16 protein-coding genes are annotated in these 15,201 nt (G+C 59.4%); 1 reads left to right on the forward strand and 15 read right to left on the reverse strand.

The genetic code is table 11. The annotated features are described in order from the left end of the window. Positions 1–12 precede the first annotated feature (12 nt). Together GHO32_RS06320 and GHO32_RS06325 are read right to left on the reverse strand one after the other, a co-directional pair. Entirely contained in the window at positions 13–1,167 is a 1,155-nt protein-coding gene (locus GHO32_RS06320) for an efflux RND transporter periplasmic adaptor subunit (RefSeq protein ID WP_368668344.1), read from the reverse strand. Between the two features lie 43 nt (positions 1,168–1,210). Beyond that, the gene (locus GHO32_RS06325; protein WP_153335262.1) at positions 1,211–1,444 is read right to left on the reverse strand and encodes a hypothetical protein; all 234 of its coding nucleotides are present in this window, start codon (positions 1,442–1,444) and stop codon (positions 1,211–1,213) included. Between the two features lie 306 nt (positions 1,445–1,750). Between GHO32_RS06325 and GHO32_RS06330 the strand changes: the two genes are divergently transcribed. Further along, positions 1,751–2,668, forward strand: a complete 918-nt coding sequence (locus tag GHO32_RS06330) for a LysR family transcriptional regulator (protein ID WP_153335263.1) — start codon at positions 1,751–1,753, stop codon at positions 2,666–2,668. 18 nt (positions 2,669–2,686) lie between these two features. On the opposite strand, the gene GHO32_RS06335 is transcribed toward GHO32_RS06330, so the two are convergent. The 13 genes from GHO32_RS06335 to GHO32_RS06395 form a co-directional block, all read right to left on the reverse strand. Further along, positions 2,687–3,883: an NAD(P)/FAD-dependent oxidoreductase gene (locus tag GHO32_RS06335; protein WP_153335264.1), complete on the reverse strand. Its 1,197-nt coding sequence runs from the start codon at positions 3,881–3,883 to the stop codon at positions 2,687–2,689. Next, the gene (locus GHO32_RS06340; RefSeq protein WP_048367688.1) at positions 3,876–4,430 is read right to left on the reverse strand and encodes an OsmC family protein; all 555 of its coding nucleotides are present in this window, start codon (positions 4,428–4,430) and stop codon (positions 3,876–3,878) included. The genes GHO32_RS06335 and GHO32_RS06340 overlap by 8 nt, the downstream gene beginning before the upstream one ends. 78 nt (positions 4,431–4,508) lie before the next feature. After that, entirely contained in the window at positions 4,509–5,276 is a 768-nt protein-coding gene (locus GHO32_RS06345; RefSeq protein WP_153335265.1) for an ABC transporter ATP-binding protein, read from the reverse strand. Further along, positions 5,273–6,106 (reverse strand): ABC transporter permease, encoded by an 834-nt coding sequence (locus GHO32_RS06350; RefSeq protein ID WP_153335266.1) that lies wholly within the window; start codon positions 6,104–6,106, stop codon positions 5,273–5,275. The genes GHO32_RS06345 and GHO32_RS06350 overlap by 4 nt, the downstream gene beginning before the upstream one ends. Next, on the reverse strand, positions 6,103–7,179 hold the full coding sequence (locus GHO32_RS06355; RefSeq protein ID WP_178113845.1) for an ABC transporter substrate-binding protein: 1,077 nt from the start codon (positions 7,177–7,179) through the stop codon (positions 6,103–6,105). Before GHO32_RS06355 ends, GHO32_RS06350 begins: the two co-directional genes overlap by 4 nt. Positions 7,180–7,315: 136 nt before the next feature. Beyond that, positions 7,316–7,894 (reverse strand): TetR/AcrR family transcriptional regulator, encoded by a 579-nt coding sequence (locus GHO32_RS06360; protein WP_153335268.1) that lies wholly within the window; start codon positions 7,892–7,894, stop codon positions 7,316–7,318. A 69-nt stretch (positions 7,895–7,963) separates the two neighbouring features. After that, positions 7,964–9,085 carry a protein adenylyltransferase Fic gene (gene fic / locus GHO32_RS06365; RefSeq protein WP_153335273.1) on the reverse strand — a complete coding sequence of 374 codons (1,122 nt, stop codon included), beginning with the start codon at positions 9,083–9,085 and terminating at the stop codon, positions 7,964–7,966. Between the two features lie 516 nt (positions 9,086–9,601). Further along, positions 9,602–10,357, reverse strand: coding sequence for a helix-turn-helix transcriptional regulator (locus GHO32_RS06370; RefSeq protein WP_153336392.1), 756 nt, complete (start codon positions 10,355–10,357; stop codon positions 9,602–9,604). 234 nt (positions 10,358–10,591) lie between these two features. Further along, positions 10,592–11,119: an inorganic diphosphatase gene (ppa, locus tag GHO32_RS06375; RefSeq protein WP_016779241.1), complete on the reverse strand. Its 528-nt coding sequence runs from the start codon at positions 11,117–11,119 to the stop codon at positions 10,592–10,594. A gap of 102 nt (positions 11,120–11,221) precedes the next feature. Further along, a complete protein-coding gene (locus GHO32_RS06380; protein ID WP_153336391.1) occupies positions 11,222–12,034 on the reverse strand; it encodes a zinc-dependent peptidase in 813 nt (270 codons plus the stop codon). A gap of 13 nt (positions 12,035–12,047) precedes the next feature. Next, complete coding sequence (locus tag GHO32_RS06385) at positions 12,048–12,695, reverse strand: DedA family protein (protein WP_153336390.1); 648 nt, start codon at positions 12,693–12,695, stop codon at positions 12,048–12,050. A gap of 266 nt (positions 12,696–12,961) precedes the next feature. Next, entirely contained in the window at positions 12,962–13,762 is an 801-nt protein-coding gene (gene eutC / locus GHO32_RS06390; protein ID WP_153336389.1) for an ethanolamine ammonia-lyase subunit EutC, read from the reverse strand. 2 nt (positions 13,763–13,764) lie between these two features. Then, positions 13,765–15,165: an ethanolamine ammonia-lyase subunit EutB gene (locus GHO32_RS06395; RefSeq protein ID WP_153336388.1), complete on the reverse strand. Its 1,401-nt coding sequence runs from the start codon at positions 15,163–15,165 to the stop codon at positions 13,765–13,767. Positions 15,166–15,201: the final 36 nt, after the last annotated feature.

Genomic DNA, 15,201 nt, shown 5'->3' on the forward strand with positions numbered 1-15,201 from the left:
AGCCTTTGGCGATTATTGATCGTTTATTACGAGGCTGGGCACATGAAGTGTGTTGTTACCCGGGGAGAGTGATTGGGGAGTGACCGGTGTATCAGTGGCATGGATGTTTTGCAGGCCGGAGACAATCAGGGTGTTATCGTTTTCCAGCCCTGAAGTAATCACGCGTTGTTGGTCGAACAGTTGGCCTGTTTCGACATAACGCTTGATGGCTTTGTTATCGTTGCTCAGTACATAGACGTACTTTTTGTTTTGGTCGGTCAATATTGCTCGTTCGGGTATTAACAGCGCCGGTGTCGGCTCGCCCACCGACAGTTGAACTTTTGCAAATAAACCGGGGGTAAATAAACGGTCGCTGTTATTCACCGTGGCGCGCGCCCGAACAGTGCCGGTTGTTGCATTGACCTGGTTATCCAGGAAGGTGAGTTCGCCGGTGTAAGGGTGGCCTTCATCGTTTGCCAAACCGATGCGCACGGATGTGTCTTGGGAGTGTTTCAGGGTCTTCTGGTAGTTCAGAAAACTGTGTTCATCCGGGTCAAAGTAGACATAGACCGGGTTCTGCGAGACCACGGAGGTCAGGGCGGACTGGTCGGCGACGGCGAGGTTGCCCAGGGTCAATTGCGCGCGACTGGTGCGCCCGTCAATGGGTGAGCGAACCTCGGTGAAGGCCAGGTTCAGCGTGGCCGCTTCTAATGCAGATTCGGCGGTGTGAACATCGGCCAGGCTTTGATCGCGGGTTGCGCGTTTTTGTTCTGCCTCTTCTTTGGACACCGCGTTGCTTTTGAGCAGTTGCTGCGCGCGAAGGTCCTGCTGGCTGGCCAGTGCAAGGGCGGCACGGGCCCGTTCCAGCTGAGCCCGTGCGCTGTCCAGTGCGGTGCGATACGGGCGCTGATCGATCACGAAGAGCAAGTCACCCTTTTTCACTTCACTGCCTTCACGGTAAGCCACCCGGGTGATGTAGCCCCCCACGCGAGGGAGTATCACCACTGTGTCTGTGGCACTGACCCGACCATTGAAGCTGTCCCAGGTCTTGATGGTTTGCTGGGTGACACTGGCCACCTCGACGGAGGGGGGGTGACCCGCAGCGGTCTGGTCGGGTTTTTTGTAACAACCACTGATCAGTAAGGCAGTGGTGATCATTCCGGTAACGGCGACTAATCGAACGCGCACAGGATCATCCTTATCAAGGGGGATTAATGGGCTGAACGAGTGTTCATTGTTGGGTTTGCTGATCTTCGGCACGGAGGGTGTCGGGCATTGTTTTTTTCTCTTGCTCAGCCTTCTGTCGTTCGGCCTGTTTACGTTTTTCAATGTCTTTGGCTTGCTGCGCAAACATGGCTTTATTTCTTTCGTTAAAACGCTGAAGAGCTTCGGCGCCGTCAGATGCGTGGGCAAAGACAGGCAGGGCCAAAATAAATAACGCGATCAATTTAAAAGAGGTTTTCATGGTTTTTTCTCAAGTTTTACGCGCACTGAGGCGCTCAATTAGATTAAGTTGAAGTGCAAGTAAGTTAATAAGGGCTGGCGCGCTGGGGCGATAGAGTTAAATGGCGCTACGTTTAAATAAATCTTGTGAGTTATTTAATTCGATAATGTTTTCTTAACGTTGATGCATGTGGGTCATGAGTGACGTGATTGATCACAGTTTGCCTGGAGACAGAAGGTGTTGTTTCGAGGCATGGGCGGACTATAGAAAAAAACGTTCCTTGGATAAACTGGGTCCCGACGTTTTGTTTTTACGGAAATTCGTACAATGGCATTTGACCGGTTGGAAGCAATGCGAGCGTTCTGCCGAATCGTTGAAGTCGGCAGTTTCAGTCGAGCGGCGGAGTCGTTGAATTTAGCCAAAACCACGGTTTCCGGTCAGGTGCAGGCACTTGAACACCTGTTGGGCATGAAGCTGCTGCATCGCACGACACGCAAGGTGTCTGCGACAACCGAAGGGGCCGCTTACTATCGGCGCGCTCGTGCCATCCTGGAGGATGTCAACGAACTGGAAGCCTCCCTTTCGCCTAGCCGTAACGCGATCCGTGGGCATGTGAAAATTGAAATGCCTTCACCGGTGGGCACGTTATTGATTGCCCCTTCATTGCCCGATTTCACCCAACAATTCCCACAGATACACCTGGAGATCAGTTGCGATGAGCGCATTGTGGATTTGGTTGAGGAGGGGGTGGATTGTGCCATTCGGGTCGGTCAGGTCTCGGACCAGAACCTGATCTGCCGCCCGGTAGGGTTAATGCGTTACTGCTTCTGTGCCGCGCCTTCCTACCTGATGTGCGCACCTGCGCTTGATACGCCCTTTGACCTGCCGGCGCACAAGCACTTGGGGTTTAAATTCCCGGCGACCAACCGGAGGCATTTGCCGACGCTCACTCGGGGAGAAGAGAGCTTCACCCTTGACCAATTGCCGACCCTCTATTTCAACAGCGGCGGCACGGCGGCGGCCGCCACGGTGGCAGGATTGGGCGTTGCGTTTTTGCCTCGTGCCGAAGCGGATGCGCATCTGCAACGGGGCACGCTGATTGAGGTCCTGGCGGATTGGCCAATGGAGAGCCTGCCCATCTCCTTGGTCTATCCGCAGACCCGCGACTTGTCGGCGAGGGTGCGGGCACTGCTCGACTGGACAACCGCGTTGATGGCGAGCAGCCCGCTGTGGGCGCCTGAATAAACGTAGGCGCCCAGGCACCTACAGAGAAACCTCCCCCGCCCCGGAGCAGTGCGCCGTTTGCGTGACCTCCAGATAACGCTTGACCCCCGCAGCCACGCCCGGTGCCTGCAAGCCGATTTCACGCAACTGGCCGCTGATGGGGTTGCGGTAGCCGATGAAGAACAGCCCTTTGGCCACGGTGGAGTGGCCTTGTGCATCTACCGTTGGTTTGCCGTCTGCGGTGAGCGGCGCAGGGTAGTTGATCAGGTTCTCAAGGCCGGTGGTGTAACCGGTGCCCGCGACGATCACGTCGGTGTTCAGCGTGCAGCGCTGTGTGCGGTCGAGACCGGTGTGGGCGACGACGCTTTGCTCATTGAGTTCCAGCACTGGCCCCACCACCTTGATGCGGCCTTGTTTCAGGTCGTCGATGACCGGCATGAACAGCGTCGGGGTCACGCTGCCCAAACCGGAAACGCCTTGCGCCGGTTGTGGCAGGCCGTAGGCCGACAGATCCCCGACCCAGCGCCGCGACAATCCGCTCAATACGGCGTCGCTCCAGCGTGTCGGGAGTCGACGAATCAACGTGCCCAGCGCCGCCAGCGGTACACCGAACAGGCTCTTGGGCAGAAAGTGCGGCGCCCGCCGTACCGACAACGTGACCGACGCAGCATGGGGCACCAGACGGCTGGCAATCTCGCAGGAGGAGTTGCCGCTGCCGACCACCACCACGTGCTTGCCCGCGTAGTGGCGCGCATTGCCGAAGTGGGCCGCGTGAACGACTTGCCCGGTAAAGCGCTGTGCTCCCGGCCACTGCGGGATCGACGGCACGCACGAGGTGCCGGTGGCAATCACCAGCGCCTGCGCACGAAACACCCGCTCATCCCGGCAGCGCACTTGCCACAGCCCTGACGCCGCGAGGTACTCGATATTCACCACCGCGCAGCCGGTCAGCACATTAAAACCGCCACGGGCTGGCAACGCTGCCAGCTCCTTGGCCAGGTCATCACGGCTTGGCCAGCGCCCTGCCGACCAAGGGAAGCGCAGGCCCGGCAAGCTGGAAAACCAGCGCCCGGTGTTCAGGCGCAGGCCGTCGTAGTGGTTGCGCCACACATCCCCCACCGCCTGCGTGCGCTCCAGCACCAGCGGGCGCAGGCCCGCACGCACCAGTTCGTAGGCGCACGACAGCCCCGCAGGCCCGCCGCCCACGACCAGCACCGAGTGCTCGTTATCAGCCATGGGTGGCGCCGCCAGTGTGTTGAACCTCCACCGTCAGCGGCACCGGACGCATGATGGTGTCGGGGATCGGCGCGGTCGGCAGCAGCTTGGCCAGCAAGGCGTCGACGCGCTCGGAGGATTCTTCGGTATCGATCAGCACCTGCACCTGGATGCTTTCAAAGCCCGGGTTGCCGCTGGTCACGCCAAACGCGGCACGGAAATCCACACGGCCGGAAACGTCCAGCACCAGGCTGTTGACCTTGACCCCGGAGGCCGACAAGCCGCCGATGTAAGTGGCCGCGAGGCAGTTGCCGATACCGGCCAGCAGCAGTTCCTGAGGCGTTGCACCCAGCCCGGCGCCACCGTAGGCGCACGGTTCGTCACCGTGCAGGACCGCGCCGGACTTGACCGTAGTCTGGGTCTGGTAGCCCTGGGTCCACTGCACGGAGGTCTGGTACAGCGGGCGGGCAATGTCACCTTCGCCATCGGCACGAATGCGCTCGCGAACTTCGCGGCCAGCGTTGACGTGCAGTCCGTTGATGGTCACGCGGTGTGTGGTTTCACTCATGGTCTTTGCTCTTCAAAGGGCGGCGTATCGGTCGAATGACCGGGTGCCAATCAAGTAAGTCGGGAGGTCCCGTGTTAACTAAAAGTGCTCGGCCAGCCGGGTTTCGTGGGTCAGGAACGCGTCCAGCCGCTCTTGCAGGTCAAGCAGTGCTTCCGAGCGCCCGAGACGCGGGCGCGGCATGTCGATTTCGAGGATCTGCGCGATGTGCCCGTGGGGCGCACTGGCCATCAGTACGATGCGGTCGGCCAGCAACAGCGCCTCTTGCAGGTCGTGGGTGACCATCAGCACGGTGGCGCCGCTGCTGCTCCAGGCGCGCAGCAGTTGCTCCTGCATCAAGCGCCGGGTCTGAGCGTCCAGTGCCGAAAACGGCTCGTCGAGCAGCAGCAAACGTGGCTCCAGCGCCAAGGCCCGGGCCAACGCAATGCGCTGGCACATGCCACCCGACAACGCGCCGGGCCGGTGCTGCGCAAATTCGGCCAAACCGACCTCGGCCAGCAATTGCCCGGCGCGCCGGTTGGCGTCTTCGCGGTTCAGCCCACGGTTGAGCAGGGCGATGGCGATGTTCTCGGCCGCACTCATCCACGGGAACAGGTTGTTCTGCTGGAAGATCAGCGCGCTGTCGGGTTTGTTGCCCGTCAACGCCTGGCCGTCATACATAAGGTGCCCGGTGCTGGGCTGTTGCAGACCGGCGGCGATGTTGAGCAAGGTGCTTTTGCCGCAACCACTGCGCCCCAGCAGCACGGTGAAGCTGCCCGCCTTGATGTCCAGATCACCGACATCGACCCGCGTGCCGCCTTCAAACTGCTTGCTCAGGCCTCGAAAGCTCAGCGTGGCGCCCCGGCTCATGACGACCACCCGCTAAAACGGCGCCCGAGCAACAGCAACAGGCGATCCACCACAAAGCCCACAGCACCAATGGTCATCACGCCCACCATCACCAACGGCATGTTGTACATCTGCTGGGCCATGATGATCATGTAGCCCAGCCCGGAATTGATCCCCGCCATTTCCCCGGCCAGCACCGCCATCCACGCGCCGAAAAAGGCCATGCGCAGGCTGGTCATCGCGCTCGGCGCAATCGCCGGCAAGCGCACCCGCAGCCAGATTTGTTTGCGGGTGCAGCGCAGGTTGTGGGCGATGTTCAGGTACTGCGGGTTGATGGCGTCCAGTGCGGCGCTCAACGACAGTGTCATGGTGCCCAGTACGGCGAGGAACACCACGAAGACCGCCGCCTGGCCACCAATGCCGATCACCGCGATGGTGAAGGGCACCCAGGCCACCGGCGAGATCGGCGCCAGGGTTTGCACCAGTGGCAGGATCAAACGACGCAACAGCTTCACTTCGGTGATCAGTACCGCCAGCACCAGCGCCGCCAGGCTGCCGGCCAGCAACCCGCCGCTGACCCGCATCAAGGTCACCAGCAAGGCCTCCAGCAATCCGCTGCGCTGCTGGCCGAAACCCACCACCGCTTCACCTGAAAACGCATACGGCAGCGTCACGCTGGGCGGCGGCAGCACGCGGCCGTCCAGCCAGCCGACCTGCACGGCCAGCTCCCACGCACCGATCAACAGCGCCCAAGCCAGCACAAACCACAGGGTGTCGCGCAGCGCGTGCAGATACCGCGACGGGCGCCGCGCCTCGACCGGCGGGTTGAGGGTCAGAATGTTTTCGCTCATCCCGTCACCTGAGCGGCCGGTTGATGGCGCAGGTCGAGTACCGCGTCGATCGGGTTGTCGGTGAAGTAGCCCAGCTCGACCAGATACCCCGCGCCGCGCTTGAGGCCCGCCACGCCCACCGGGCTGATGACCGGGTTGGGCGACTGGCGCGCCAGGGCCACTTTGAGCACGTCATTGGACACCCCGTACACCGGCTGCAACTGCTGCACAGCGCCGTCGAAATCGGCTTTCATCGCATTCGCCGAAGCTTGCAGCAGCTCCAGATAACGCGTGAGCAGCGGCCCTTGTTCTTCGCTGGTCCGCACTTGGGTGGTGATCACGCAGTCGGCGGCTTCCGGGCCCCACACCGCATTGGAGTCGCTCAAATAGCGCGCACCGGTGGTGCTGACCACGTTCTGCGCATAGGGCTGGGCCAGGGTGCAGACGTCCAGACGGCCGTTGGCGATGGCTTCACCCATGCCGGCCATGCTTGGGAAAAAGGTCATTTGGTAATCGTTATAGGACTTGCCGTGGCGCGCCATCGAGCCGTAACCCACCAGTTCCAGGGTGTCCAGACGCAGCGTGCCGACGCGCAAGCCGCTGCCTGCGGCGGCAATAAATTCGTCAAGGCTGGCCACCGAGCCGTTGCGTGCCACCAGCTCGATCCCGCCTTGCCCGGAGCCGCCGATGATGCGCAGGTCTTGCGTGCCTTTGGCATAGGCGGCTGCGGTCATGGTCCAGGGGCCGTGCATCACGTCCAGACGCCCGGCCAGCAACGCCTGCAACGCGTCGCTCGGGCTGTTGAACTGGGTCAATTCGACCTGAATGCCTGCCGCAGCGAAGTCACCGCGCAATTTCGCCAGCAGCAAATGCGAGACACAGCCCGCGGGCATGTGCCCGACGCGCAACAGCGGCCCGCCGGTGGCGGCTTCGACCTTACTGGCGGCGGCCAACAGCGCGGTGCCCACACTGCTCAAGGCCAGCATGCCGCAGCCACAGGCGCACATGAACGAGCGGCGGCTCAGATTGGGCTGGAGTGCGGACGTCACTCGGGCGTCAGAAGTGGAGAACAACCGCTGGAAAAAATCTCGCATCACACGCATCCCAAAACAGGTAGACCGATCGTTCTCGGCAGGCGTGCGAAGTATGTGAGATCTGCAATATAAGCAGAACTAATTTTTTAGCCTTAGCTTAGCTCTGTATGGAATAAGCGATGCCCGAAGGCCCAGCCTAGACGGCTTTCGCCTCGCGCAGCAGGATCAACAAAATCGAACGCGCCACCTGCGCACTCTGCGCATTGCGCGTGACCATTGCCGTGGCGATTGCACCGTCGATCAACAGCGCCACCTGCTGCGCCACCCACGCCGGATCACGCAGGCCAGAGGCCACGGCCAGCGCCTCGATGCGGGCATGCACCCGATCAAAATGCTCCTGAGCCAAGTCCCGTACCCAACTCGAAGACTTATCGTGCTCCGCCACCGCATTGGTGAACAGACACCCGAAAAAGCGCCCGCTGGCGAACCACGCCTCCAGCAGATCAAACAGATAAATCAGGCGCTGCTCCGGATCATCCGTGTGCTGCGGCAGCGAATGATCAAACCAGCCAAACCACATCGCCGCCTCGCGATCAAACACCGCGCGCAGCAGATTCTCCTTCGAGCCATAACTCTCATACAACGTACGCCGCGCGACTTTGGCCTCACTGAGCAGACGAGAAACGCCCGTGGCATGAATGCCCTCACGGCAAAACAACCGCCGGGCACTCTCCAGCAAACGCTCCTTGGCAACGGTCGGGTGTGTACTTTCCATCAAATCAATTCCGGCTGAATCAAGTGGGGGGGCTGTGTGCAGGGTAATGAATTGCTCGCAAAAAATGTATCAGTCATAGGGCGTGAAGTTGTTATCGTCGCGAGTCAGTAGGTGCATCAGCTTTGGGTGGATGAACAGCTTTTCTTTGCCAACTTGTACTTCTTGCAGGACGCCAATGGAGACCAACTCTTTCAGATAACGTGAGGCGGCTTGACGCTGGGCAATCTGTTTGTCGACAACATTACTGATGCGGCAGTAGGGTTGCTCGAAAATAACGTCTACCAATTCGCGGGAATAGGTTTTCGGCAGTTGCGCCCTCACAAAGTGAGTAGTGTGCTCGGCAAGTCTGCGGATGGCGGCGATTTTGACGCAGGTCCAGCGCGCGGTCTCTTCTACTGCGCTGAGCATGTAAAGCAGCCAGGGTTCCCATGCGTTGTCGCGGGTAACATCGAGCAGCAGTCGGTAGTAATCGGCTCTGTGCGCAATAATGTAACGGCTGAGATAAAGAATCGGCAGATTCAGCAAGCCCTCCTGGATGAGGAATAGCGTGTTTAGCACTCGTCCGGTACGGCCATTACCGTCGGTGAACGGGTGAATAGCCTCGAACTGATAATGACCGATTGCCATACGCACCAAAGGGTCCAGGTCAGTTTCGTTGTGTAGAAAGCGCTCCCAGTTGGCGAGCAGGTCCCGCAAACGATCTTCGCCTTCCGGTGGGGTGTAGATGATCTCGCCAGTGCGATCATTGGCCAGTTGAGTGCCTGGTACTCGGCGTATATCCATATTCACGCCCTTGAGCGTTCGGCATATTTCGACTGCCGTACCCGTACAGAGTGGACGATCAGCTAATGACTGGTAGCCATTGTGCAGAGCCTTTCTGTAGCGCAGAGCTTCCTTGGTGGCAGGGTCAGCCTGGTGTTCGCCATCTTGGGCATGCTGGAAAAGCAGATCCGTCGTGGTGACGATACTTTCTATCTCCGAACTGTCTTTGGCTTCAAGCAGCGGGAGCGTGTTGATCAGCATCCTTTGGTTAGGAATCAGCTCAGCGGCTTGTTTTAACTCGGCCAAGGCAGTGCGAGCTTCGATGCAGCGTTTGAGAACTGCGCGGGTTTCTAGCTCAACTGTTGGCGGCAAGGTTGGCAGCTGGTTATAGGGCCTGTCGGCTTGCCAATGTAACTGAGTTGAAGTCATGGCTGAGAGCTTGCTCACGGAGGAGTCCATTAAGGCAGGACACCTCTGCTGAGCGCCCTTTTCATGTCGTCAGTGTAGACAGGTAAGCGCTACGTGTCGCAATTTTCAACTTTTTGCGACATGTGTCGTTCACGTGTCGCTGACGACGACATGTTGGCCATACGTGTACTTGAAAGCTGTCTTTGGCGACGTGTCAGGTGCTGATTCGATTTGTCATCGCAGATGTGGTTGCAGGATTTTCAGGTAGGTCGGGTTTATCCCAGACATTAAAAAGCCGGCTTGTGGCCGGCTTCTCGGGGGCGGGTTTGGTTTGTTTTTGGCAAACCGTACTCGCCTTCAAATCGGGGCGACCAGCGCGTTGTGCTGGTGTGGGGCATGGCCGCTTTTTGCGGCGGCCCCTGCAATCCGGCCTGCCTGAGCAAGGGGTTGCGCGAGTGGGGCGAAGCATACTGGGAATCGGTTGCATTTCCCAGCACAAATTCCTCTTGTGGCTTCGCTGGCTCGCGCGCAAAGGCTCTACTCCGCCAGTTTGCACGGCACTGGCGGGCGACGTTTATTGAGGGTGGACCACCAAAATACCCAGCCCAATATCCGTATGCGTTGTTCTTGTATCTGCGCCGCGCCGTAGTGTTCGTCCGGGAACTCTTCGTGGTTGTGGCTGCGTAGGCGTAAACCATTGCTGGGCTGGCGGTAGACGTATTTGATGCGCAGCATGCCGTCATGCTCAATGGCGTAGATTTCGCCGTCCACGATGTGGGTCAGGCTGCTGTCGATGGCCAGGGTAGAGCCATCCTCTATACGTGGCGCCATGCTGTTGCCGAGCATGGGCGCGCAGATGGCCTGGTCGTGGCCGACGTCCATGGCCTGCAAGATGGCCGCGCTCAGGCGGATTTGGCAGTCCATGATCTGGGCCACATGGGTTTGGCTTGAGCCACTGGCATTTAACACTTCGTTGTAGAACGGGACGTCGATGTCATGGGGGGTGGTTGAGACGGTGTAGGGGTGAGGGCTGACGGGTTGTTTGGGGGCGGTGTTGCGTGCCGTAGGACTAATACTGGGGGCTCCTGGATGTTTGGTGCCTTCACCCGTGCGCAGCCAACGGCTGTTAACGCACAACAGTTCGGCGATTTCGTCCAGTCGGGCCATGGGTATACCACGCTTGAACCAGTTGTTGACGTGCTGCGGCGTAACGCGGCGATTGGCGGCGAAGTCCGAAGCGGATAAATGACACTCCCGCAGGAGGGTTCTGAGGCGATCACCGGATGTATTCATGAATGCGGAGTTTACGGAGAAGACCGCACCGTTTAAATAAACTAAACGTTCAAAAAAAACGGTGAAAAAGAGACATTTCCCTAGGCTAAAAGGAGATTTCTTACGGTATGCCGGTTCTCGCGCAAAAGCGATGAACGGGCTGTGTTGCGGGTGTTTAGACGGCAATAAAAAACCCCGGCAAGCCGGGGTTTTTTGAGTGCGTCGGGCGGGCTGAAAATGCCTGCCGGTGTGCACTTAGCCTTTGTAGGCAGCAACCGATTTGGTGATCTCGGCGCGGGCAGCTTCTGCGTCGCCCCAACCTTCGATTTTTACCCACTTGCCTTTTTCGAGGTCTTTGTAGTTCTCGAAGAAGTGCTGGATCTGCTGGATCAGCAGCGGTGGCAGGTCGGTGTACTCTTTCACGTCCACGTACAGCTGGGACAGCTTGTCGTGAGGCACAGCGACTACTTTGGCATCGCCGCCGCCGTCGTCGGTCATGTGCAGAATGCCGACTGGACGCGCGCGGATAACCGAACCTGGAGCAACCGGGTAAGGGGTTACCACCAGTACGTCGAGCGGATCACCGTCGTCAGCCAGGGTGTTCGGGATGAAGCCGTAGTTGGCCGGGTAGAACATCGGGGTCGCCATGAAGCGGTCAACGAACAGGCAATCGCTGTCTTTGTCGATTTCATATTTGATCGGCGCGTGGTTAGCCGGAATCTCGATGGCGACGTAGATGTCATTCGGCAGGTCTTTGCCAGCCGGAATCTTGCTGTAGCTCATTGGGCGGTGCCCCCGTGTGTAGGCCAGTTTACTTGGCCGATGTGGCCAAAAAGTGGCGGCGATTATAGGCGTATTCCTGCAACCACGTCACGTCTGGCGGTATCAGTGATGTGCACGGTAATCCGGGTGTTCACTCTGTAGCCTGCGTAACCGGGCCAGGGTGTCTTGCCGATAAAACAGGCTGAGCTGCTTATACACCAGCGGATAGACATGGTGCAGCAGGTCGGGTGCGCTAAAGAAGTACTCGCTGGTGACGGCAAAAAACTCGGCCGGGTTTTCAGCGGCGTACGGGTCGATGGGCGCGTGGTCCGGGTTGTGGTGGTCCAGATAGTGGTTGAGGTGGTCGAAGGCTTGCTGCATGTCCTTCGTCCAGTCTGTCACTTGCATGTTGCTGTGCAGCGGCGGCATGCCGTTGGCGGCGCCGTTGAGCATGTCCAGCTTGTGCGCCAACTCGTGAATGACCAGGTTGTAACCTTCCCAGTGACCACTGGCCAGTACGCCCGGCCAGGCCAGAATCACCGCGCCGTGTTGCCATGCTTCACCGCTGTGATGGCCTTCCCACACGTGTTCTACGCCACTGGAGTCGCGGTGGCGCTGGGGGCTGACGAAGTCATCGGGGTACAGGACGATCTCGTGAAAGCCCTGGTACCAGTCCAGATCGCCCAGGTTGAGCAAGGGCAGTTGCGCCTGTGCGGCGAGCAGCAGCTCGCCTTCTTCGGTCAGCTCGACGCCGGGCATGGGCGTCAGGTGTTTTTGCTGGAGGAACAACACGCTGCTTTCGCGCAGCCATTTGTCCTGCGCGTCGTCCAGCCCGTCAAGAATACTCAGGTGGTGGCGCACGTCATGCCAGACGTCCTCCGCCACCGGGTGCTGCGCCAGAATCCGCTGGCGTCTCCATTCACTCAGCGACCACATTGCCGTTCTCCGATCAGGCTTTGGAAGGGCTGCGTCCGAAACGGCTGCGGATCACACCAATAATCATCGGCACCAGCGACAGCACGATGATGCCCACCACCAGCAGCGACAGGTTGGTTTTGATGAACGGCACGTTACCGAAGAAGTAACCCAGGGTGACCAGGCCGCCGACCCACAGGATGGTGCCGAACACGCTGAACATGAAGAAGCGCGGGTAGAACATGCGGGCCACACCGGCCACGAACGGCGCGAAGGTGCGGAAGATCGGCAGGAAGCGCGCCATAGTCACGGTTTTGCCTCCATGACGCTCATAGAAATCGTGGGTTTTTTGCAGGTAGTCGCGACGGAAGATCTTCGAGTCGGGGTTACTGAATAAGCGTTCCCCTGCCGTTCGTCCGATGACGTAGTTGGTACTGTCACCCAGAATCGCCGCCAGCATTAACAGCGCGCCCAGCAATACCGGGTCCATGCCACCGCCCGCGGCAACGGCGCCGGCGATAAACAGCAACGAATCACCCGGCAAAAATGGCATGACCACCAGCCCGGTTTCACAAAAGATCACCAGAAACAGGATGGCGTAAATCCATACACCGTAGTTTCTTACCAGCATGTCCAGGTACACATCGAGGTGCAGGATAATGTCGATAGGGTTGAAATCCATGTAAGGCACCTGTCTTGATGACCCGGCTCAGCAGGTCTGTGCGGGGGAGTAGGTAGTTAACTACAACGAATGTAGTTTTTTCGTACATTCTGGTTCCGGGGGATTATACGGATTGAGACAAATTGTGCTGCTTGAGTTTGTAGCGAAGCATGTATTAGTTCTGCTTGACCAAACGTGTAGGAGCGAGCTTGCCTCGCGATCTTTTGTTTTTTAAAGATCAAAAGATCGCGAGGCAAGCTCGCTCCTACAGAGGGTTTTGCGCGTGATTACGCGTCTTTTAGCAGGAAATTTTCGTTGGGCGCGGCCACGTCCAGGGTTTGTACCTGGGCCTCGTCCTTCAAGTTGACCCCCGACAACTGCCGCCGACAGGCTTCGCGCATCAGGTACGCCAGCCGATGAGCGGCCATGCCGTAACTCAAGCCTTCAAGCCTGACGTTGGAGATGCAGTTGCGATACGCGTCGGTCAAACCCACCTTCGGCCCGTAGGTGAAGTACAACCCGAGGCTGTCCGGCGAGCTGAGCCCTGGGCGCTCGCCAATCAGCATGACCACCATCTTGGCGCCCAGCAGTTCGCCAATCTCGTCGGCGATGGCGACCCGGCCTTGCTCCACCAGCACCACCGGCGACAGGCGCCAGCCTTCAGTGCTGAAGTGCTCCTGCATGCGGGCTAAAAAAGGCACGGTGTGACGATGAGCCGCCAACGCGGACAACCCGTCGGCGACTACGACAACAACGTCGAAGCCGCCCGTGTTGGCCTGCGCATAGTCGCGCAACTGTTGCGCCGAGGCGTCGTTGAGTTTGCGCCCCAGATCAGGCCGTTGCAGGTAGCTGTGGCGATCACTGGCGGCGCTGTGCACCAGCAGGCTGTCACGCCCCAGTTCAGCAAATTGGCTGCTCAGCCCGGCATGATCAAACGGCAAATGCACCGCGTCCCGCGCCTGGGCGTGAGCAAATTGAAAGTCCAGTTGCGCCTGGGTCGGCATGCTCGTGCCGGTGCGCCCAAGGGCAATACGTGCCGGGGTCAGGCGGCGCAGTTCGAGCCACGGGTTAAGGGTGTCGGTGGCCATGCTCAGCGCCCTCCCAAATGGGCCAGCGCCTGACGGAACGCAGGCGGCAATTGATGACCAAATTCAATCCGGCCATCGTTCTGGGTGAAAATTCCGATCTGGCTCAGCCAGTGTTCGAATTCGGGTGCAGGCTTTAATCCCAAGGTTTTTCGGGCATAGAGTGCGTCATGAAAGGACGTGGTCTGATAGTTGAGCATGATGTCGTCCGACCCCGGAATGCCCATGATGAAGTTGATCCCGGCCACGCCCAGCAGCGTCAGCAGGTTGTCCATGTCGTCCTGATCGGCTTCGGCGTGGTTGGTGTAGCAAATGTCACAGCCCATCGGCACGCCGAGCAACTTGCCGCAAAAGTGGTCTTCGAGCCCGGCGCGAATGATCTGTTTGCCGTTGTACAAGTACTCGGGGCCGATAAAGCCGACCACGGTATTGACCAAAAATGGCTTGAAGTGGCGGGCCACGGCGTAGGCGCGGGTTTCGCAGGTTTGCTGGTCAACGCCGAAATGCGCGTTGGCCGACAGTGCGCTGCCTTGCCCGGTCTCGAAATACATCAAGTTGTTGCCCAACGTGCCGCGATTGAGGCTCAAGCCTGCTTCGTAACCTTCCTGCAGCACATTCAGATTAATCCCGAAGCTGGCGTTGGCCGCTTCGGTGCCGGCAATCGACTGAAACACCAGGTCCAGCGGCACGCCACGGTTGATCGCCTCAATGGAGGTGGTGACGTGGGTCAGCACGCAGGACTGGGTCGGGATGTCATAGCGCTGGATGATCGCGTCGAGCATGTTCAGCAGGTCGCAGATCGAGGCGATGCTGTCGGTGGCCGGGTTGATGCCGATCATCGCGTCGCCATTGCCGTAGAGCAGGCCGTCGAGAATGCTCGCGGCAATACCGGCCGGATCGTCGGTGGGGTGGTTGGGTTGCAGACGGGTCGACAAACGCCCGCGCAAGCCCATGGTGCCGCGAAACCGGGTGACGACGCGGATCTTCTGCGCCACCAGAATCAAATCCTGTACGCGCATGATTTTCGACACGGCCGCGACCATTTCCGGGGTGAGCCCGGGGGCCAATGCGCGCAGCGTGTGTTCGTCAGCGGCGTCACTGAGCAGCCAGTCACGAAAGCCGCCCACGGTCAAATGGCTGACCGTGGCAAAAGCCAGCCGGTCATGGCTGTCGATAATCAGCCGGGTGACTTCGTCGGACTCGTAAGGGATCAGCACTTCTTGCAGGAAGTACGAGAGCGGGATGTCAGCCAATGCCATTTGCGCCGCGACGCGTTCGCCATCATTGGTCGCGGCAACACCGGCCAGAAAGTCCCCGGAACGGGCCGGGCTGGCTTTGGCCATGACGTCTTTGAGGCTGTCAAAACGGTAGGTCTGTGTCCCCACCGCGTGAGAAAAAGTTGCCATACAAGGTGCTCCTTAACGCCAGACGCGGTGCGCCTG

The organism is Pseudomonas sp. FSL R10-2189 (genome assembly GCF_009600325.1).
GTDB lineage: Bacteria > Pseudomonadota > Gammaproteobacteria > Pseudomonadales > Pseudomonadaceae > Aquipseudomonas > Aquipseudomonas helleri.